Source organism: Dyadobacter ginsengisoli DSM 21015, assembly GCF_059568735.1.
Genome location: NZ_JCANTY010000002.1, coordinates 222,969 through 244,347 on the forward strand (window position 1 = coordinate 222,969; position 21,379 = coordinate 244,347).

8 protein-coding genes are annotated in these 21,379 nt (G+C 46.2%); 2 read left to right on the top strand and 6 right to left on the bottom strand.

Annotation, left to right across the window (positions count from 1 at the left end):
* Positions 1-72: 72 nt before the first annotated feature.
* Together BP71_RS07270 and BP71_RS07275 are read right to left on the bottom strand one after the other, a co-directional pair.
* Complete coding sequence (locus tag BP71_RS07270; protein ID WP_496377905.1) at positions 73-6,318, bottom strand: DUF8202 domain-containing protein; 6,246 nt, start codon at positions 6,316-6,318, stop codon at positions 73-75.
* 706 nt (positions 6,319-7,024) lie between these two features.
* Positions 7,025-7,804, bottom strand: a complete 780-nt coding sequence (locus tag BP71_RS07275) for a helix-turn-helix domain-containing protein (RefSeq protein WP_496377906.1) — start codon at positions 7,802-7,804, stop codon at positions 7,025-7,027.
* 432 nt (positions 7,805-8,236) lie between these two features.
* Between BP71_RS07275 and BP71_RS07280 the strand changes: the two genes are divergently transcribed.
* The gene (locus tag BP71_RS07280; RefSeq protein WP_496377907.1) at positions 8,237-8,818 is read left to right on the top strand and encodes a LuxR family transcriptional regulator; all 582 of its coding nucleotides are present in this window, start codon (positions 8,237-8,239) and stop codon (positions 8,816-8,818) included.
* A 220-nt stretch (positions 8,819-9,038) separates the two neighbouring features.
* Here the strand turns inward: BP71_RS07280 and BP71_RS07285 are convergent, their stop codons facing one another.
* Positions 9,039-12,893: a hybrid sensor histidine kinase/response regulator transcription factor gene (locus BP71_RS07285; protein ID WP_496377908.1), complete on the bottom strand. Its 3,855-nt coding sequence runs from the start codon at positions 12,891-12,893 to the stop codon at positions 9,039-9,041.
* A gap of 1,668 nt (positions 12,894-14,561) precedes the next feature.
* On the opposite strand from BP71_RS07285, the gene BP71_RS07290 reads away from it, so the two are divergent.
* On the top strand, positions 14,562-17,657 hold the full coding sequence (locus BP71_RS07290) for a T9SS type A sorting domain-containing protein (RefSeq protein WP_496377909.1): 3,096 nt from the start codon (positions 14,562-14,564) through the stop codon (positions 17,655-17,657).
* A 162-nt stretch (positions 17,658-17,819) separates the two neighbouring features.
* Here BP71_RS07290 and BP71_RS07295 read toward each other — a convergent pair whose 3' ends face one another.
* The 3 genes from BP71_RS07295 to BP71_RS07305 form a co-directional block, all read right to left on the bottom strand.
* Positions 17,820-17,987, bottom strand: a complete 168-nt coding sequence (locus BP71_RS07295) for a hypothetical protein (RefSeq protein ID WP_496377910.1) — start codon at positions 17,985-17,987, stop codon at positions 17,820-17,822.
* Between the two features lie 195 nt (positions 17,988-18,182).
* Complete coding sequence (locus tag BP71_RS07300; protein WP_496377911.1) at positions 18,183-18,956, bottom strand: DUF4249 domain-containing protein; 774 nt, start codon at positions 18,954-18,956, stop codon at positions 18,183-18,185.
* A gap of 4 nt (positions 18,957-18,960) precedes the next feature.
* On the bottom strand, positions 18,961-21,273 hold the full coding sequence (locus tag BP71_RS07305) for a TonB-dependent receptor (protein ID WP_496377912.1): 2,313 nt from the start codon (positions 21,271-21,273) through the stop codon (positions 18,961-18,963).
* Between the last annotated feature and the right edge of the window lie 106 nt (positions 21,274-21,379).

The following is a 21,379-nucleotide window of genomic DNA, read 5'->3' on the forward strand; positions in this document are numbered from 1 at the left end:
TTTGTAATTTATAAGCGAAGAAAAACGGGATCCGAAATTCGGATCCCGTTTCATTTACTACCGGAAGTCCGGCTACTTTACCACAAACGTCTTGCTGTGAACTTCCCCGTTCGCGTATGTAACGCGCAACACATACACTCCCGCACGAAGGTTTCTGATGTCCAACGTGTTTCCTGACTGCGCGGCATTCAATACTTCCGTACCTGCGACATTGTAGACCGAAACCTTGTAAGAACCGGATTGCGGCAGTGCCAGCGACAGTTTCCCATCCACTACCGGGTTAGGATATACGGACAGCGCATTCCCCGACTCGAACCGGACCGCAGCGATGGAACTGTACGCGTAAGATCCATCCGTATCGATCTGTTTCAGACGATAGTAGTTCGTACCCGACAATGGTGCGGCGTCTGCAAAGCCATAGGTCAACAGGCTTTTGCTGTTGCCGTCAGCCGATTGGTTTTCCACAAAACCGATAGCCTGCCATTTGCGCGCATCCGCACTTCTCTGGATCTCGAATCCGGTATTGTTCATTTCCTCGGCTGTTGCCCAGGTCAGGTTAGCCGTGCTTCCTTCTTTGGCCGCATTGAAATACGCCAGCGTAACAGGCAGGGCCGACTCCTCGGTCGTAGACAAGTAGACAAACGATGAGAACGAAGTGAGGTTATGGAACTCCACATAGTTCACACCATCTTCCACGCCCGTGGCATTGGGTGTAAGCGAAACTGCCTTCGAAGCGTCGAGTTTTCCGTAGGCATAAATGTTCGCGATTACTTCATCAGCCGTGCCCTGGTATTTGAACCATCCAAATGATTGCTCGCCTGGTACAGCTGTTGCATTTTTCTCGGGTAGGCTGTAATAAATACGCACTTTGCCAGCTGACAATGGAGACGAGCCATTGTTTGTCACCGTGGTAATCCGTTGCATCAGGTTGGTTTTGCGGCTTCCGTCATCGTAGCTGGCGCCCAGAGGTGTAATTGTTACCGTCAGGTTGGCCAGTTCAGGATTGGTATAGCCTGTAATTCCCATCAATTTCTGGGTGTTGTCTGCCGTCTTGCGGAAATACTTCCAGGTGCCTACATCGCAGGCGTCGGTCGAATTGTTGGTTGTTTCCGTAGTTGCAGGCAAATAAACCACACCCTGGTTGAACGGTGTTACTTTACCATAGGTGAAGTAGCTGGCTCCATTCGGGAAGTTGTGTGCCACATCATAGTCCGTTCCGTTTACAGTCAGCGCCTTGACAGTGACGTTGGTTGTAAATGTAGCGTCGTCAGCGAAAATGATCACATAATCCCCGCAGGCATCACCGGTTGTAAACGCAGTGGTACCAACAGAAGCGATCGGGAAGCGAATCAGTACATCGTTGGACACGTTGTTGGTGTTCTGCACTTTCCAGACCCGGTTCATGCGGCGTCCGTTGCTTGCGCTACCTGCATAAGTAAAGCTGGTGTAGGTGCTTGCAGTATTGGTCATCGCCTGGGTATTTCCGTTGTCACCCCAAACCAGGAACTGACCATCGTTTAGTGCATTGGTATTAGCAGCATTGGTGGCCGCAATTTCACCCAGACCAATAGTTACCTGACCATTGCTAGTCAAATTCACGCTCCGGCTTTGCTTTTGATGCAGTGCCGACATGAAATCATTAGCAATTCCCGCAATATTCTCGCTAAACCCGGCATTAGCAGTACCATCCCATACAACAGAAGCGCTGCTGCTCAAATAATTCGGCACACCTGTTCCATTGTCGTTTTTCAGGGTGATTCCGTATTTGATAGCGAGGTAAGAATTAATCCGTTGCTTCTCATTACCCGTAGAGTTTTGGTGATCAATGCTGTAAGCAAACACCTCTGCGGTACCACCCAAATGCGCTTCACTCGGAACGTTACCCTCAGAGCCGATATTGAAAGGTCCATTCGGGTTAATGTTTATGCTCACATTACCGGTGCTCGTATGGCCGTTGATACCGGGAGTAACGCCATTGGCACTGCCTACCCATGCTATACTACCGATATGTGCGGGTATTGTGGTAGCAGGATAGCCTGCCGGAGCCGCAGTAGCTGTTAAATTGGCAGAATAAGCACGGTATTCATTACCTACCCTTGACAAACTAGGTCTGTTGTCGTTTTGGCTGAAACTATAAGCCGTTCGGGTACCGCCACCACCATTCATCATGACTCCATAAATTGACCCGGGGCTATTGGCGGCTGGGAAGTAGCCATCATTCGCTCTGTAAAGAACGTCTCCTCCATCGAAATAATAGAAAGGATTGAAATTGAAGAAATACTCCCTGCTATCCGCCGAATGGATCGCATCTGTTACCAATAAAGGCTCTCTCGCTGCTGCATCTTCTTGCGTAACTTCTCTGCCGTTACCGGATATGTCATTCCAGACAGCTTTGTTGCCCGCTGCCACTACACCATCATTAGCCTTATGCCACATTAGGATGCCTGCGGTTACACCACCTGGCCCCTGTAGCTGGGCAGCAAAAGTAAAATATTGACCATTCGTGATGGTAACATCTGCGTAAGCATATTCAATGCCATTTACCGTCTGGGTGTTGGTCATCGGTGTGGCAGTATATCCACCTGCGAATGTAGGATCATTGCCTTGTAACAGGTTAAGATTCGCATATCCTGCGCGCCAAGCCACACGTACCGTTCCAACAGAGCCGGTATTCTGCGCTTTCCAAACAGATGCAAAACGATGATTCACACCTGAAATGCCAGTAAATGCTACAGTTGGCGCTTTGGCAAGATTGTTATCTCCCCAAATCAAAAACTGGCCATTGGCAAGTGCTCCCGAATTGGCTGCATTGGTATTATCCAATCCCGTTGTGCTGATCAACACCTGATTGCCAGGGTTTGTACTCCACGATTGCTTCTGATACAAAGATCCCATATCGTCGCGGGCAACACCTGCTATGTTGAAATGATAACCGTTGTTGGCTGCATTTGCCCACACAGTACCAGAAGACGAGTTCACGTAATCTTTTGTACCTGCTGCATAAGTTGTACCATATTTGATCGCCATGTATGTTTCAACCCGGTTCATCTCATCTTCACTAAGTCGCTGTTCAAATACAACTACTTCGTTCAATTGGCCGTTTAAAGGTCCATGGTCGTCATCCTGACCAATTTGGAAATCCCTGGAAGCCGCATTGATTACCGCATTCTGAATCTGGTTGGTACCTGAATAAACGGTGCGGTTACCATTTAACGACACGGTAGCGCCCGCATATGCAGCTGTACTTCCCTGCCCGTTTTCCCATCCGGATCCGATGGTAAAGTAGTTCTTATTCACAAAACTATTACCCGACAAACCTTGATATCCAGGCCCCCCTGTGAAAAATAAGAGATTGTAGTTCCCACCACCTGTTGGGTAAGTGTGTAATCCAGGATAGTTCATTGAGGAATGAAAACCGGCAAAGCCAACATTTTGTAAGCTGTTCATATACCCTGCGGCGTAAATCGATCCGTTTGCTCTGTCAATCACATCTACTCCTGTCGGCGCAGTATATCGCATCCAATGGCTACCAGGGAAAGTTACTGTAGGATTGAAATTGGCCAGCGTTGTTGCGTTAGAGAAAGTAGGTCTGTCTCCTGTACTCGCCTGTACAAGATTATATCCGGTGCCTTTGTATTCATTCCATTGCTGCAGAGTCTGTCCATCTTCGGCCACAGCTGTGCCTGCATCAGAAAACTGCTGACCTGCTGCATCTGCCCTATACCATGCCGCCGAAGCTACATTGCCCGGCCCGGACACGAATCCTGCGAAAGTGAAGAATTGACCATTACTCAGGGTCACATCAGCATAGTTGTAAGAAACACCGTTGACAGATACCGAATTGGCAGTCATGTCTGTTCTCGTATCCGAAGCGTCGATGGTAGCATCGGCGCTTTGAATAAGCGTAATACTAGGAATGCCTGCTGGCCAGGCCACACGTACCGTTCCAACAGATCCTGTATTTTGTACTTTCCAGATCGCAGCAAAACGCAGGTTCAAAGAAGGTACACTTGGAAAATTGAATGATGTGGAAAGCGATTTCGAGAGTCCGTTGTCACCCCAAATCAAATATTGTCCATCAGAAGCAAGTGAAGTTGCGTTACCGGCATTGGTATGGGTCAAGCCTGTGGTTGAAATGATAACCTGCTGCCCTTTATTAACGCTGATACTCTGTTTTTGATTTAAAGAGGAAGCCTCATCATTGGCTATACCGGCTACGTTGTTATGGTAACCACTGTTAGCAGTGGCATCCCAGGCAACGATTCCATTGGACTTCACATAATTTACACCCGCCGGCAATGTGATACCATATTTAATTGCAAGATAAGTGTCTACCCTGTTTCTTTCAGCCGCAGTCAAATTGCCGCCACCATAAATAATCACTTCACCGATGTGACCTGTGAAGCCCCAGTCATCGCCACCGGGAGGATTTACGCCTCCGTTGGAACCAAAAATATGGCCGCCGGTCATCTGGCCTCTTGCCGAAATATCCCATTGCGTACCCAAACCTGCACCATTTACTCCTTTCCTGACGGAAGTATTTGTGAAAGTGTGGTACATGATACTTGGTATAGTAGCTGAAAAGTCAATGTTACCCGGATTTGCAATGCCCAATCCTCCACCCGTGCTGTTTCTGGTAGCAATGTTTCCACTGGCATATAATCCAGGCTGATCCCAGTTGGCACCACCAGATGTATTGTCCATCCCAATATTAAAATACCGCGTTCCGCTCATACCCTCTTTGGTCAGAGTGAAAATATCGAAGGAAGTATTTTCTAAGGTCTGGGTGGTGATGTTGCCCAACATTTGCTGGATTGCTGTAAAATTAACCCCCGGGTTAAAGTTGAAATAATTAGTAGCTCCTTGTTTGAAGACTGGTACGGGTGCTGTTGCAATTTTACCGGAAACAGTACCTCTTGTAAAATCTGTCCAGGTCGTAACATTAGTGCCATCCCCGCCAACTGCAACCAAGCCTTCATCGGCACGATACCACTGGGTTAAACCCGAGGTAACACCGCCGGGAGCGCGCACCTTGGCCGCAAATGTAAAATACTGACCATCAGCCAGCGTTACGTCAACATAGTTATACACAGTGCCGTTAATGGGAGTTGTCTCAGCAGACATAGCCGTTACCACATCGCTCCCATTTATTACGGCATCGCTACTTTGAATTAATTTAAGGTTATCCAACCCCTTAGGCCACGCAACACGCACAACTCCTGTACCAACATTTTGCACCTTCCATATCGAAGCAAAACGGGCATTCACATCTGCTCCTAAATCGTTGACCGGAACGGAAGGGGCTTTAACTAAACCATTATCACCCCACACCAGGAACTGGCCATCGGTAAGTCCCGTAGTATTTAATGCGTTGGTATTGGCCAAACCAGCAGTGCCAATTAATACCTGCCTGCCGTCGTTAATACTACGTGATTGCTTCTGATGTAATGCACCGTTATCATCCTTTGCAATCCCCGCAATGTTATTGTTGTAGCCGGTATTGGTAGCCTGATTCCAAATGATGGTACTTCCATTGCTGGCAATATAGTTGTGTGGCAAAGTAATGCCATACTTGATCGCAGTATAGGTTCTTACCCGTTGTTTTTCCACCTCGGAAAGATCCCTTTCATAGGCAATTACTTCACCTATTAAGCCATTTCTAACCTCGGGTTGTGATCCCAATACACTTCCGTCGGCATGCCTAGAATAGACCGCAGCGAACGTTTGCGTATTGGCCCCGGTTGTACCGTTCTGACCATACTTAATCCCGGCAGCGCCTACAGTAAATGATACATCATTTATATATAGTTTATTTACCTGGACGGCAGGCAAAGCAGGACTGGCATCCGCATAAGGATAATTGACTACGTTAGTGCCCAACCTGGTAAATACAGGACTGTTTGAATTGATCAGACTGGCAGTGGTTGTAGTAGCCCCAAAACCAATAATATCACCATATCCTCCAACCGCTCTGTCAAGGTTTACTGTAAAAACCGAACTGCTGGTTCCATTAGCCGAATAGGGTTTACCCGCCGGAACAACCATAAAGCGGGCATCACTGCCGGAAGTTCCGAAGTCGACTACCGGGTTGAAATTATAGTAATCTGCAGCCACAAAAGGCTGACGGCTGGCATTGGTCTGCGTATAATGGTTGGCATTCCCCGATCCATCCGTCCAGGAGGAGGGGGTGAAACCATTATCCGAACGTAACCATACCCGCAGATTAGCGGAAACCCCTCCGGGCGTTTGCGCCCGCGCGCCAAAGCAAGCGAGCATTGAAGCAAGCGCGACGGCGGCAATTTGTACATTTCGTTTCATAAAATAGTAGTCATTTGTTCATAAAAAGTTTAGACACTCTTTCTCGTTTTTATTTATTCATAATCAGCGCATTAAGAGTTATAAATCTATTTTTAAATTATTGTACATGCCCCAACGGTATCGATTTGTCCCGCCTTTCCGTACGGCTTGACATGACATCCGGCCGGGCGGTCGCAGTCGACCTCACACAGTCCGAGTTCCTCACACAATTCGACCCCACGGTATTTACACAGGCCTGATAAACAGGCCGTTGCATGAAAAAATATCAATGGTATAGTGTGGTATAGCGCAGCATGACTTCGAGGGAAGTATATCGAAAGAATTAATTCTAGTCTGGGAGGTAGCTTGAAAAATATTTCTACGACAAATGTCTCAACTTAATTCGATTAAGACGGGTGACTATTTTAGCTAATTAAGAGTCTTTTCTTGTCAAAAAAACGTAGGCCAATATTTTTTATGAACAGATAGAAGATGCGTGTTAGCTGGATACGAGCGAAATTGACACATTCCAATGATCGGGTGCCATGAAGAAAGGTATAAGAAATACATATCCATTTGATTATAAAAAATCAAGCCTCCTGGAAGTTCCGGAAGGCTGACCCATTACTCAACGTTTGCCAATACATCGGCACTATTTATTGCGTATACATTAGTGCAGAAAATAAGTCAATTTTGTGAGTTTAACCAATAAATACATTTCATTAATCTAGTTTGATCTACGTTTTATTTCCGCTGGTGTACTGCTGAAAAATTTACGAAATTCTTTACTAAAGTATTTACTATCCTCGTAACCAATTGCAGAAGCCACTTCGTTTACCGGATATATTCCTGTTTCCAATAATTTCATAGCTCGTTGCATTCTAATGTTTTTAACAAATTCATTTACGGTAACTCCTGACTGCACTCTAAGTTTACGATAAAGAACAGAAACACTCATTCCGATTTTAAATGCCATTTCGTGTACGCCAAAATCAGGGTCAGCAATGTTTTCAAAAACCAGCTGCTCTAATTTTTCCATAAACCGGTCACTTTCACCTTTCAATTCGGGTTGAACAGACATCTCTTGCACAACTTTGCCACGCACTGCCTGGCCAAGCCGGATCAGATTTTCTATTTTCAACCCAAGCGCATAGTTGTCGTATGGTAGAGAAACATAGTCTTCCGCACCAGCGCGGAGCCCTTCGATTTGATACACACCAGGCCCTAATAAGATGACAAATATATGACTTGTAGCAGCGTCAGACTTTAAATTTGCACAAAATGAAAGTCCGTCACGTGTCGATGCAGAAATGTCGCATATTATTACATCAGGTCTCAATTGTCTAACCAGCGAGAGTCCATCCTCTCCTAAATTACTCTTCACTACCCGAAAGCTCTTTGCCAACACGTCATTTCCAAAACCATATAAGTCTATGCTATCGTAAACAATAAGAACTTGTTTCCTATCCTGCGCGTCCATAACACTTTCGAGTGCTATAATTTTCAATTAAAAAGCTGCTTGTATTTCCTACCGGATGTGTGCAAACATAGCTCACCGCGCATTCGTTACCAATGGATTAACCCTCATAATCAGCCATAAACATAAAAACCTCACCAGATTGGCAAGATTTTCTCCCGTACCGCATGAATTGAACTATTGACAAATCGGGTCCATCAAGTACTAACGCGACCTTCGAAAGTGATTGTGCGAAATAAATTCCCCCGGTTCAAAAAAAATCACACCAAAAAGACGATTAAATCACCCATCGTTTCCAAAATAAAACAACAATTTACAATGAAAATAAATCAAGTAAAATGAAGCAATGAATTTCAATATTCAAAACAATTTATCGACATGACACACCATTGCACAAAAGAAGAAACCCTAATAGTAATAGTCGACAATCGCACAATGTACAGAGCCGGGATAAAATCAAATATGCAATCACTACTCCCTGGGTGCGTATTTTTAGAACGAGATTCATTCAATGAATTACCGCTTGATAGTATAGAAGGAAATTCAGTTTATTTTATGATCAGAATCGGAAACACTTCTGATCATACCATTTTAAGCAGCATCAACAAAATAAGGGGATCAAAAAAGTCTTGCAAGATCATTCTTTATGATTATCAAAAATCGATTCACAACATCATTGATTTCTTCCGGAAAAAAATCAATGGATATCTTCCCGACGACTTCAGCGAAAGCGAACTTAGAGAATGTATCGCTTCGATAGCAGCGAATCGGCTTCACGTCAATATGCAGATAGCAGTCGAGCTAATGATCGTGAATCCACGGACACGTTCAAAGAAAAGTCCACCTCTTACACCCACAGAATTGAAAGTTGCCAATCTATTGGTAACAGGGCTGAGCTCGTCATTAATTGCCAAGGAGATGGATAGAAAAATATCGACTGTAAGCACAATCAAGTCCAACATCTTCAAAAAGACAAAGGTCAACAACGTTATTGACCTGATTGATGTGCTGGAAAATGGCCCCCGTGGGTTACGGGTTGTATAGTGGGTCTACCGAACGCGAATGCCGCATTACGGCAATTCCGGGTCAATCTCGCCGGCTGATGCTGAGGCTGCATTTGGATAACTACTTAAACGACGGGCGAAACGGCTATTTTGAAAAGAAATCCTTCATTTTTGACAAGATTGCCCCATGCATGTTTTTCCGAAAGAAAGCACAGTCTCCTTGTACATTTTTTGCCACAACAAATTGCCATTGACGCAGTTCATGAAACACTACTACCCTTTTTAGTCTCAGTCGGCGTTTTGCCAAAAATCTTTTTGAATTCTGTACTGAAATACTTGCTGTCGTCAAAACCGATCATCGTGCTCACCTCGCTGACGTTATAAACTCCCGAATCGAGCAGCTTTTTGGCTTCATTAAACCGGACCGTTTTCACAAAATCATTGATAGTCAATCCTGTAAGCGATCTCAATTTTCTATACAACGATGATACGCTCATTCCAATCTGCATAGCAAGCTCATTGACCCCAAAGTCACGATCGGAAATATTCTCTTTAACAAGTGAGCTAAGTTTAATGATGAATTCCTGGTTCTTGTCCTGGGCAATGTTTCTGCTCTCCTGTTGGTCGGTTATGACAGACTGGCGGTAACGTTCTTTCATATCGTCTCGCAGTCGGACCAAGTTGCGCACCTTTAATTCAAGAATCCTCGGGTCGAACGGTTTAACAAGGTAATCGTCAGCCCCCGAGGCAAGCCCTTCGATGATTTGCTGGTTTTGTGCCCTTGCCGTCAATAACACGACGGGTATATGTGAAGTCGTAATATTTTCTTTCAATTGGCTGCATAACTGCAAACCATTCATATCAGGCATCATGATGTCCGACAGGACGATGTCGGGAAGGTGCTCATTTGCAAGTTGCAAGCCGCGAAGCCCGTTTTCGGCTTCCAACGTGTTGAATTCGCTTTCGAAAAGCTCCCTGATAAACACGCGTAACTGTTCGTTATCCTCGATAATCAGGATCGTATTGTCTTTCTTTGCAGAGACGCCATTGTGGGCCGTAGGCAAAGTTGCCACCGTTTCCAATAACGCGCTTCCAATGTAGTCGCTGTTTCTCGGGGCAATTTGCTCGGGGGAAAAGTGCCGGTTTTCACGCAGCATCCGGATCGTTAACGTTGTACTACCGGCCATCGTTTCGGTCTCAGCACGGCTTTCGGCAGTAAGGTAGCCATGATGCTGCTCCACAATGCTCTTGGAAAGCGCCAACCCGATCCCATAGCCAGGTTTTTCCGAATCCGCCTGATAGTAATACGTGAATAGTTTCCGCAAATGCTCTGCCGGTATTCCTTTGCCGTTGTCGTGGACGGCAATGCTGACCTCATTGGAGGCTTCTACAATGCGCACCGCTACTTTCCCCCCCTCCGGTGCGAACTTATAGGCATTGCTGAGCAGGTTATAAAACACCTTCTGCATCTGGGCGATATCCAGCCACAGCAGTACAGGCGTGTCAGGGTGTACGAGCAACGTGTCAATATCCTTTTCTTTCGAGAGATGCTCGAATGCGGCAATGACGTTTTTTAGGATTTTGACCACGTCATACTCCTGTACTTGCAGTCGGACTCCGCCGCTTTGGATCTTACGGAAGTCGAGCAGCTCGTTGACCAGTAGCATCAACCGGTCCGAATTGTTTTTGGCATATCCCAAATAATGCTCAACGGATTGGCCCTCGTGCGCATGCTGGAAGGCTTTTTGCATCGGCGCTGAAATCAACGAAAGGTGCGTCCTGATTTCGTGGGAAACATTGGTGAAGAAGTCAAGCTTCACCTGGTTCAGCGCACTCTCCTTTCGGAATGAGCTTCGGAGCCAGAAAAACCTTGTAACAGCATATACAGTGGCAGCAGTCAGCAGGATATAGGCCAGGTAGGCATACCAGGTTTTCCACCAGGGTGGCAGTATGCTGATTTTAAGGCGAAGCGGATCACGGTTCCAGTAACCATCCCCATTCGCAGCCCGTACGGTGAACACATAGTCTCCCGGCGGCAGGTTCATATAATTAGCAGATTGGCTGCCCGTGTAGGTCCAGGTATTGTCGAACCCTTCCAGCTTGTAAGCATACCGGTTTCGTTCCGATCTTGGAAAGCTCAACAGGGCAAAACTGATCGTAAAAATGTTCTGATCATGGTGCAGGGTCAACTCCTGGGTTTGATCGAGGTTTCGCGCCAGCAAACCGGTGTTGTCTCCGGCTCTTACCTCCCGGTCCAATAATTTCAGCTGCGTTAACACTAACCTGGAAGTGCCGCTCCTTGCTGTCACCTGGTTGGGCGAGAATTGAAAAATCCCTTTGTTGGTCGTAAAGTAAAGCATCCCCGAGGCACTTTTCACGCTCGACGCAGGCCGCGAAATTCCGTTGAAAGGAAGGCCATCCTGGTAGCCATAGGTTTGCCGGGTCCGTTTTTCGGGATTGTAACGTGTCAACTCGGCTTCGGTGGCAAGCCAGAAATAGCCTTCCTTATCTATCTGGATATCTTCGATTTTCGAAAGTGTAATTTTCGGGTCAAGCAGAAATTTGCCCGATGCGTGGTCGAAGCTTTGTAAACCTTGCCGGGTGACTGCCCATATCCTGCCCGCCCCGTCTTCTGCCATTCGCCATACCGCAGCAAAATTTCCGGCACCCCTGCTTTTGTCCGTAGTCAATTCTTGGAAATCGACTGCGTCACGTTTGAGTACAAATGCTTCGTCACCGCCGCCTATCCATATATTTTGCTTCGAATCTTCCAGTATGCTGTGGGCATAGGTGACAGACTTACATTTTCTGAACCCGCCCGTATGTTTGTCAAACAATAATGCTCCGAAAGTGCCTACCAGCCAAAACCTGTTCCTCGAATCTTCCAGAATCTCGTGCACCCTGCCATCTTCCAACTCCTTATAACTTCCGGTGGCGGCAATAGGATAATGGTGGTAGCTCCCGGAATTAAGGTCGAAGCTTGTCAGCACCGTGTTTCCTGCTGCCCAGAGCGTATTGTTCCCGTCAATGTAAAAATGATAATAGTCCGAGGAGGGCCGTAATTTCAGGTCGAACGATCTCGTCTGTATACCCGACGGGTCAAATAGGTGTAACTTTTTCTGATCCTTGCCGATTACCCAAAGTTTGCCATCCCTGCTATTGCCCATCCATGCATTGGCATAGCGAACATCGGAGATGCCGTTCACTGTAAAAGGCCACGAAAGGAAACGGGGGGCATTCGGGTAGAAATTACTGATACCAAAATAGTAGCTTCCCAGCCATATCCCGCCCTGCCGGTCCAAACACATGGTTTGAATGTAGTTATCGGCCAGACTGTATATGTTGCCCGGCTGGTTTCTGTACCAGGTAGTCTTTCGGCTCACAGGATCGAACAAAGCCAGCCCGGAGTGCGTCGCGATCCAAAGTTTCCCTTTGCCGTCGGGCAGGATGCAGCTTACAACGGGCGCCTCCCCGTCCGGGGCGACGAAGTCTTGCATTGGTCTGAATGTTTTCGTCGCTACGTCAAAATGAACAATCCCGCCGGAGCTCGGTCCCAACCAGATTACGTTCCGTTCATCCAGGTACTGTGTACGAAAATCATTAATCAGCGGCGATTTATTGGCTGAATTGAAACGATAGATTCGTGGAGGATTTCCGTTGGCGGGTACATGTACCAACCCATTATCGCTTCCCGCCCAGAAATCACCCTGGCTTGTTTGGCTTACCGAAAAAATGTCTTTGTCAAGGCGCTCAAAAGTACGGTGGAGGATATAAGTGACCTTTATTTCCCCTTTTGTAGCCATGATACTGTTCAGGCCGAAAGGCGTCCCCACCAATATCCGGTGATCGCGGTCTTCCGCTATGAAATAGATGTTGTTGTTGAGTTCAGGGTTGGTATTGGGCAGATTGTGATCGACGTGCGTAAAGTTGTCCGCCTCCCGGTTATATCGATCGAGTCCGCCTGTGCCGCCCACCCAAAGGTCGCCTTTCGAGTCGCAGAAGACGGCATTCAGCATGTCGGACGAAATGGAGTTTGGATCGGAGGAATTATGCAGGTATTTTTTCAGCGTGTGAGAATCATACCGGAATAGACCCGCGTACGTGGCAAACCACATGAATCCCTGTTTATCCTGGACCACCCCTCTGGCATTAGACATGGAACCGACTTCCAGGCCTGCCAAATTCCTGAAGGCCTGAGCCTCCGCAAAATGAGTAGAGCAGATAATTATAATTAAGAGCACTACCCCTCGAAAGACAAACAAAGTTTTCAAAAACGTGAGTTAAATTAATCCAACTAATTAGACAAACCAATGAAGAAGGTTCTCTTACACTTCTACTGAACACTAGCATCGTGGTCAGTTCTTCGTTTAGATCAGCATCATCCCAGTTTGGTTTTTCATTCTACTTCAAGATGAGCAGGGAAAACGAGAACGTGTGCAGATTTTCGGAACCACACCAAACTGATAATAAACACGTTGGCCCATAAATCCTCATTTTCAGAAAAGTGATCTGAGCGCCATGGCTGTTTTGAACATCATCTCTACTCGGCACAATTACTAAGAAAATACTTTGCAAGTATATACCTATATAAATTTCTATCAAAAAAATTCTACAAACATGGAAGCATATACCGATGAAGCTTTGTCGAGTATTTTGCTGATTGGTTCGGGCTGACTACGATACCAAAAGCGATTTTTTTGACCGGCAGCTATCGATTCGAAAGAATCCACCTGTGCGGTAGTACGGCACCCAAGGCTCGACATTACAATGAGCCTGGTTGGCAACGCACAGCGGATACTTCTGGTCTACTCTGCCACCTGTTGGCCCCGGAGGCCCTTACAGAGACTTGGAAAATAATGAAAGAACTGGCGACAGGTTGTCACCACCGTGTTTCTAAGACTTGGTAGTTCTTCTATCTTTTGCATGCCGCCACCGCGGTTGCAAATAGGAAAGATGGCCTGGGAAATTATCAGCTGTCTGGTTTATCGCAGGGAAGTCAAAGCATTGTATACTTTATAAGACACCCTCAATTTATAGATTAAGGCCTTATTCTGACAGCACGAAATAATTGACAAAAAAACCGCATCAAATTGCTAAAACTCTCTACCATGCGTTTGTAAATAAAATTCAATATTTACAATTAATTAGACAACCATAACAAACTATGTCAATACTCGAAAATTTTGTTTTGAGATGACTGATGAAAGGTTTCAAATGGTTAAATCACATTCACAACATCGAACGCCTCCTGAATTAATCATTTCAAATAGATTTCCCTAATATCTATTTTTTGTCATTCGCGCAACTTATAAGGCGATATAAATAAGAAAGCCAATTGAGTATTTATTCCCTTTCTGCCTAAAATACAGGCAGGCATTGTGATCCTTTTTCTAGCTATAAATTTTACTAGCTAAGATTTATGATTTGTTACAATGATAAAACGAAGTAATTCATTTCATCACTTTAAATGAACTTTATCTAAATCAACAACCATGAAACAACGATTTACTCGCTTGAGTCCTTCGGAAACGTCCAACGTATCCCTATTCAGGAAGGCTTTTATTATCTTAGTATTTTTGGGCGTCTTAATTCCGTCTCTCTTACTTGGGCAGGACTGTAGTGTAAATGCTGGTGGCAACGCTCTTGTTTGTGGGTCCAGTACAACGCTGATCGGAGGAATTGAAAACAACGCGGGGGCCGGGGGGCCGACCTGGACATTTGTTTCCGGGCCCGTTACTCCAACGATTGCTTCACCCACCCAATTCACCACCAATGTCACAGGTATGACAGTGGACGGAAACTATGTATTTCAACTGAGCCACGCATGTGGTACAGGAACTGCGACCAGTCAGGTGACCATTACCGCGCGTGCGAAACCCGCTTCCTTCACCGCAGGGCCGGACATTACCGGTATTTGTGCCACAACAGGTACAACTCCCTTGGCAGGCGTCATACCCGCAGGCTTTACCGGACAATGGAGATCTGTAAATATTCATTACAGAAATAGATTTAGTACAACAGTATCTACGAATTCTGAATTCAGCAGTACTACTTCCGCCACACCTACATTTTCTTTAACCAATAAAGCGGACCACCCAATAGACCCTGCCTATTGGGCTATTCTGAGGATAACCTCTAACGATGGCCTTTGCAGCTACGAGGACACCACCGTAGTAAGATTTGTTCCGAATCCGATAATCGTTCCACCTGCAACAAAAACAGTATGCCGTATTCCTGAATCGACAAGCGATTTTATTGACTTGCTAGCGACTTCACCTACTTTCAATACCAATTACGCTGGTTCGGCCGGGACGGTGGCAAATGGCACAACCATTACTGTAAACCCGATTGTTCAGCCGGCAGGGGGTAATATCAGTTTTAACCGCCTGGACGATACGAGAAGAATGTACTTCAATGGCATGAATGTCGATGGACTTTACCGATTTACTTTAACAGTAAGCAATAGCTGCGGAACCCACACAACCCCCGAAATTGCATTTACGTATACGGGCACCCAACCACGTCCGGTCAACTTTCAGGTAGCCGGACGCCCTGAGCAAATGGTTGTATACTCTGCTGGACTATCCGGCGGAGAGGTGCACTGCAGCAACAAAGTGGGTTCTACTACGCCCGAGGTCTTTTACTTTGATATCGACCCTTTGGATAATGCCGCAAACGTTACAACAGTGGTTACCTCCATTGGTACCAACCCTCCGGGCGGTGCTCCCGCTTCTATAGTTGTGAGTGGTACCGGAACAGCAAACAGAGTAGCTACAGTGACACCACCGGCAGGTGGCTGGCAGGTTGGAACTTATAGGTTCACTATCGTTTCAAGTTTCTCGGGAACCTGTGGCAGACCTCAGAGTTACTACATCCATATTTCAGACAGCAGCAGACCAGATGTAGCAGTGGCCGACCAGAGCATTTGCTATCCGGGAACCGGAGCCATATCTGCAAATATCCCTCTGCCGGCAGTTTACCAGGGTGTGGTTAACAGCAGTTACTTTCAGGATTTTTCAGGGGTTTACAATTTTACTGTGGTATCCAAGCCGGCCGGCTCCGGGGATCCAACCTTCGGTACGGCGAACCAACGGGCGACGACGCTTACCAGTACTACCATCGGTAATTTGACCACTGCCGGAGACTATGTGTTCAGTATCACGGCAGCACCCAGAGCTGGTAGCGCGGTAGGTGCATTTCTGGCCCAAGAGTATGCCTGTTCGGGGACATCGCTCACCTCTACCTTTACCATACATGTAGAGAACCGGGTCAATGCGAATGCGGGTAGTGACGTATCCATTCTCTGCCCAACCACCGTATCCCTGCTCGGAAATTCTCCCGGTGCAGGCAGCGGACAATGGGTGCTGGTGTCATCACCAGCAGGTTCCACCCCTGTTTTCACAAATCCGACCAGCCCTTCAACCAGCGTTACAGGTTTGACCGAGGAAGGCAATTATGAATTTTCCTGGCAGATTACTTCGCCATTGGGAGGCTGTACAAGCACAGATAATGTAATCATTAACCGGGTTTGTGGCCCGGCAATAAATATTCCCGGCCAGGTATGGATAGATGCTGACGGCGATGGTGTAATAGATGCAGGTGAAGGCAGTACTGCCAATGGCTTATGGGCCAATTTACTCGACCCATCCGGTAACGTAATAGTGTCGGTTGAAATACAGCCGGACGGCTCATATAACCTGGAGATACCCAAAAGTGTTCTGACAGCATCGGGCAGTTATTCCATAGCATTAACAAATAGCAGCCAAACTCCCGGCACGAATATTACCGCGGGAGATACGCCTCTCAACAACTACCAGTACACCGGTACAAACCGCGGTGGTACCACTTCTGTTGATATAGTAAACCAGACAGGTCTTTTAGCCATTGGAGATTTAAGCACGGTAGCAGCCGGGACTACCACGAATCCGGTAAACTTTGGCATTGACCAGGAGCCGAATACCAGCTCTGTATCGCATGTTTTAACCAGTCAGCCGGCTGTAAACGATGAAGTTTTGCTGAATGGCATAGCCGGTCCGTTGCCGACAGGTAACGATCCCGAAGATGGTGCATATACCGGTAGTGCAGGCACTACAAACGATCCGCGGGGTGTGGTAATTACTTCGTTGCCAACTGACGGAGAATTGTGGTACAATGGTCCTGGGGCTCCTGTTCTAGTATCAGCGACAGATGTAGCCAATGGTGTTTTGTTTCCTGATCCCTCATTATTTAGTGTCATACTTACCGGCTCAGGTTATACCAGTACTACTTTTGAGTATGCTTATGTTGATGCAGCCGGGGTAGTAGATCCTACACCTGCTAGCTATACGGTTAGCTGGGAAAAGCCGCTGCCGGTCAAACTGATTAACTTCGTTGCCCGATTAGAAAGCAATGTGGCCATATTGGCCTGGAGTACGGCCCTAGAGGAGAATAGTGACTACTTTGAGGTTGAGCATAGCTCCGACGCGAAGCACTGGACAGCACTGGGCAGGGTCACCGCCAACGGAGAGAGTAGCGTACATAAGGATTATGGTTATGAACATGCTGATTTAAACGGTGGACTCAATTACTATCGTCTAAAGATGGTAGACAAGGACGGAACGTTTGCCATGAGTTCGATCCGCACCTTGCGGCTGGATAATTCCGGACATGTTTCGCTTTATCCAAACCCCGCATCCGACCGCTTTATTCTTAAAGAGATTGACCTCAGTAAAGTAAAATCGGTGAAAGTTCTAAACACGGCAGGAATAACAGTTTGGGAGAATGAAGGTATCTTGTCCGGTCAAGGTATTAAAATAAGCCTCGCAGACGGCCTGTACCTGGTGCGCATCGAGAAAACTGACGGAAGCAGAGAAACACTCAAACTCGTGGTGAGTAAATGATCATCTGTGAGATAGACAAAGAAGGACTAGCAGCGGTTTTCAAAGCAATAAATGACACCGGACGGCCCTTGATTGTAATTTTATTGCTTCCAAAATAGTTACAAAACAGAAAGCTGCTTTACTTCTAGTAAAGCAGCTTTCTGTTTTGTGATGAATGCAAAACTATTTAAGCAATCCCATCACACCAATGGTATTGTTGTTACCGGCCTGCCACGTGGCCGACATATTTTCACCATTATACCTGATCGTGTTGGTGTTCAGGATGAATTTCGGATGACGAAAGCAATTGCTCTCAAATACAATCGTCCCGATCTTGACTGGCTCGGCCATGCGATACGGGTAAGCGCGGCCTGCTCGAATATGTCCGTCGAACAGATCCGGGACGTAAGAGTTCCGGCTATACCCTTCGCTGCCGGTGACCGGCAAACGAGGAAAATAACCTCTGACAGCATAGGATTCCAGCGGGATAACTTCAAATCGACTTTGAAACTATTGTAGATTTTCACATTCTTAAATGGAGAATTCTTACTTAAACACAAAACTTCTTGTTCTAATGGTGTGTGCGCAGAAATAGCCCATAGCGCCCCCCAGTATATTTGTTTTGGGATTGGCTATCACTGCTGAGTTTTGTTTCAAAGCTTGGTCCAGGGTGTAATAAAAGTCATACACGTCGGCATCAATGCATTGCAACTTCACAGTAATCGTATCGCCTATTTTGACATCTATATCATTATTTAAAATGTGGTTCACTCTTGAGCCGTTGTTAATTTTGTCGTTATGCAAGTATATCTCTTGCGACAGGCTATCCTGAATAGCTAGCACGAGGTGGTAAAAATTGCCCGGTCCGACGGGATCATCATATATGGCTACAATGTCTGTACCGTCACCAAATGAAGCTGATTTCGTGTATAGGCTATCCAGTGCCAGGGGTGTTGGCATCGTAGAAACGGAAGAAAACATTTCATTCCCCAGTATCACCGCCAGTTTGTAAGTGTGCCCGGGGACGCCCTTCAAAAAGTGTGTCCGGTATCTGCCCGGGGCCACCTCTGTCAACGTATCTGTTGACGACGCGTTCTGATCTGTAATATATACTTTGGCGCCACTTACTGCCGGGAAATTGTTGTCCTGGTCGAAATTTATTGAACTCGTTATTTTTATCTCATATGGTCCCGGCTGGTCGGTGATATTCCCGGTGATGACATATTGGGGAGACGACGGGTTTAGTTCGACTTCAATCACTTTTTGACACGAATAAAGCGCGATTACGCAAAATGCGAGCATCCAAACCGATGTTTTCATAAGGCTAAAATTTGAAATTATACGAAATAGAGGGTACCCATCTGAATAACGAGGTCTGGAGCGCTTGGGTCTTGGTAGGATTGTCAGGGTCAGTCTGGAAGGTGATGACGTAAGGGTTTTGTCTCCCATATGCATTATAGATGCTGAATGAAAGTTCCGGGGAAAAACGCTTATGCTCCTTTAATTTGACCGTAGCGCCTACATCCAGTCTGTGGTAGGCTGGCCTTCTGTATTGGTTTCGCCCTGTATAGTAAGGTATTGCCTGGTTGTCGATCTCATATTTGCCACTTGGAAAGGTGGCTGCATTGCCGGTATAGTAAACAAAATCGGCTGACACCGTCCATTTCCTTGACACTTTATACATTCCCACAAGGGACAGGTCATGGGTGCGGTCTTGGGCGGCAGGATACCATTTGTTATTATTTACGCTGTTGACCCGAAGCTCTGTTCGTGACAATGTATAAGACAGCCAGCCTGTTAACCGGCCTTCGTTCTTTTTCAGACCGAATTCAATACCATACGCGCGACCCTGCCCAAATAAAAGCTGCGGTTCTATTGGTTCGTTGCTGTTCAAAATTTGAGCATTGTCTTTGTAATCGGCTACGTTGTGCATCGTCTTGTAGTACGTCTCCACACTGGATTCATAAGTATTCTCTTTTAGATTCCGGAAAAAGCCGAGCGAAACCTGGTCAGCGACCGTCGGTTTGATAATGTTATTGGTCGCCACCCATTTATCGATAGGATTACTCGTCAGGAAATTGGAATACAAGTGCAGATACTGTGCGTTCCTCGCGTATGCAGCCTTGACCGATGACGAATTTCCTAACTGGTAACTGGCCGATATCCGGGGTTCAAAATTCAGGTAAGTCTTAACTATGTGTCCTGACGGAAATTGAAGTGTGTCAACGATTTGGCGGCTGTCATCCAGTGTGTAAAATTTGGAATTGCCGCCAAGGACCAGAAAGGCGCTTAATCGCGCTCCGATATCGATGTTAAGTCTTTTGGTCGCCTTCCAACTGTCGCTAATGTAAATCGCATTTTCCCACGTTTGTGAATTTGCAGTGTCGGAGACGGCAGGACTGGCGCTGATAATACCCGGAGCGATTGAATGGTGAATAGCATTGAATCCAAAATACCAGGAATTGTTAGTGTTCATATAATACTCGAACCCTTGCTTAAAATTCCAGTCTTTGATGGACGACAACATATTACCGTTAACGCCTGCCGTATTTACGTTGACTTTGTAACGGTAGTCGCTGTAAATAAGGGAGGTGTTTGAGAATAGTTTCGAACTAAAAATATGGTTCCAGCGAAGGGTTGCCGTGGCATTGCCCCAGTCAATGCTCAAAACGTCTCCAAAAGACAAAATATCTTTGCCATAATAACCGGAGAGATAAATCCGGTCTCTGTCGGTGATTTTGTAATTTAACTTAGCGTTCAGATCATAGAAATACAAGCGGTTGTTCCGGACAGTCGAATCACCGGACAATCCGAGAAATGCATCTGCATAGGTCCGTCTGGCACTCACTAAAAATGACCCTTTGCTTTTTACGATCGGACCCTCCACATTTAGCCGGGCGGCAATCAGGCCAATTCCTCCGCTTGCGTGATACGACTGGTCATTGCCGTCGTTCATTTTCACATCCATGACCGATGACAACCGACCGCCATATTGCGCTGGCTCATTGCCCTTATACAAGGTAAGGCTCTTGATCGCATCCGAATTAAAGACAGAAAAAAAGCTCAGAAGGTGTGATGGATTATACACTATCGCTTCGTCCAGCAGGACAAGATTCTGATCGGCTCCGCCTCCTCTTACATAAAAGCCGGTGCTGCCTTCGCCGGCACCTTTCACTCCCGGCAACATCTGTACAATTTTCATCACGTCTTTTTCTCCAAACAATACCGGTAGTGAAGCCAGTTGTTTCACATTCAAATTTTCCCTTCCCATCTGCGCCGAAGTCACCGCTTCATTTTTCGCTTTATCACTGATGAGTACTTCCTGTAATGTGTTGCCTTCGGCGATTAACATTATCTTTAGTTTATGATCCTTATCGAGCACTACCTTTTCAGAGTATCGTGCATATCCCAAATAGCTGGCATTGATAGTGTAAGAGGCTGCTGGCAGGGAGATAGAGAAAAAACCGTATTCATTAGTTACCGTACCATCATGAGTCCCCTCGACGCTGACAGTAGCCCCAATCAAAGACTCACCAGTCGCTTTGTCGGTCACTGTGCCACTAATCGTGTATATTTTCTGGGCAACAGCGCTTAGACTGGCAAAGAGTAGCATACCAGCAATGAGTAGTTTGTTCATAACATAGAATTGAAGTCGGACAAAACTACTTTTCTATACCTCAGGGGTTTCTGCGAATTATAGGAAGAAGGCTAACTTTTATACCAAAGATGCCGGGCATTATAGA

What these genes read in the sequence shown, in the direction of transcription:
- BP71_RS07270 (WP_496377905.1), bottom strand. Translation starts at nt 6,318, where the DNA reads ATGAAACGAAATGTACAAATTGCCGCCGTCGCGCTTGCTTCAATGCTC.
- BP71_RS07280 (WP_496377907.1), top strand. Translation starts at nt 8,237, where the DNA reads ATGCAATCACTACTCCCTGGGTGCGTATTTTTAGAACGAGATTCATTC.
- BP71_RS07285 (WP_496377908.1), bottom strand. Translation starts at nt 12,893, where the DNA reads ATGTGGTTTGCCACGTACGCGGGTCTATTCCGGTATGATTCTCACACG.
- BP71_RS07290 (WP_496377909.1), top strand. Translation starts at nt 14,562, where the DNA reads ATGACAGTGGACGGAAACTATGTATTTCAACTGAGCCACGCATGTGGT.
- BP71_RS07295 (WP_496377910.1), bottom strand. Translation starts at nt 17,987, where the DNA reads ATGGCCGAGCCAGTCAAGATCGGGACGATTGTATTTGAGAGCAATTGC.
- BP71_RS07300 (WP_496377911.1), bottom strand. Translation starts at nt 18,956, where the DNA reads ATGAAAACATCGGTTTGGATGCTCGCATTTTGCGTAATCGCGCTTTAT.
- BP71_RS07305 (WP_496377912.1), bottom strand. Translation starts at nt 21,273, where the DNA reads ATGAACAAACTACTCATTGCTGGTATGCTACTCTTTGCCAGTCTAAGC.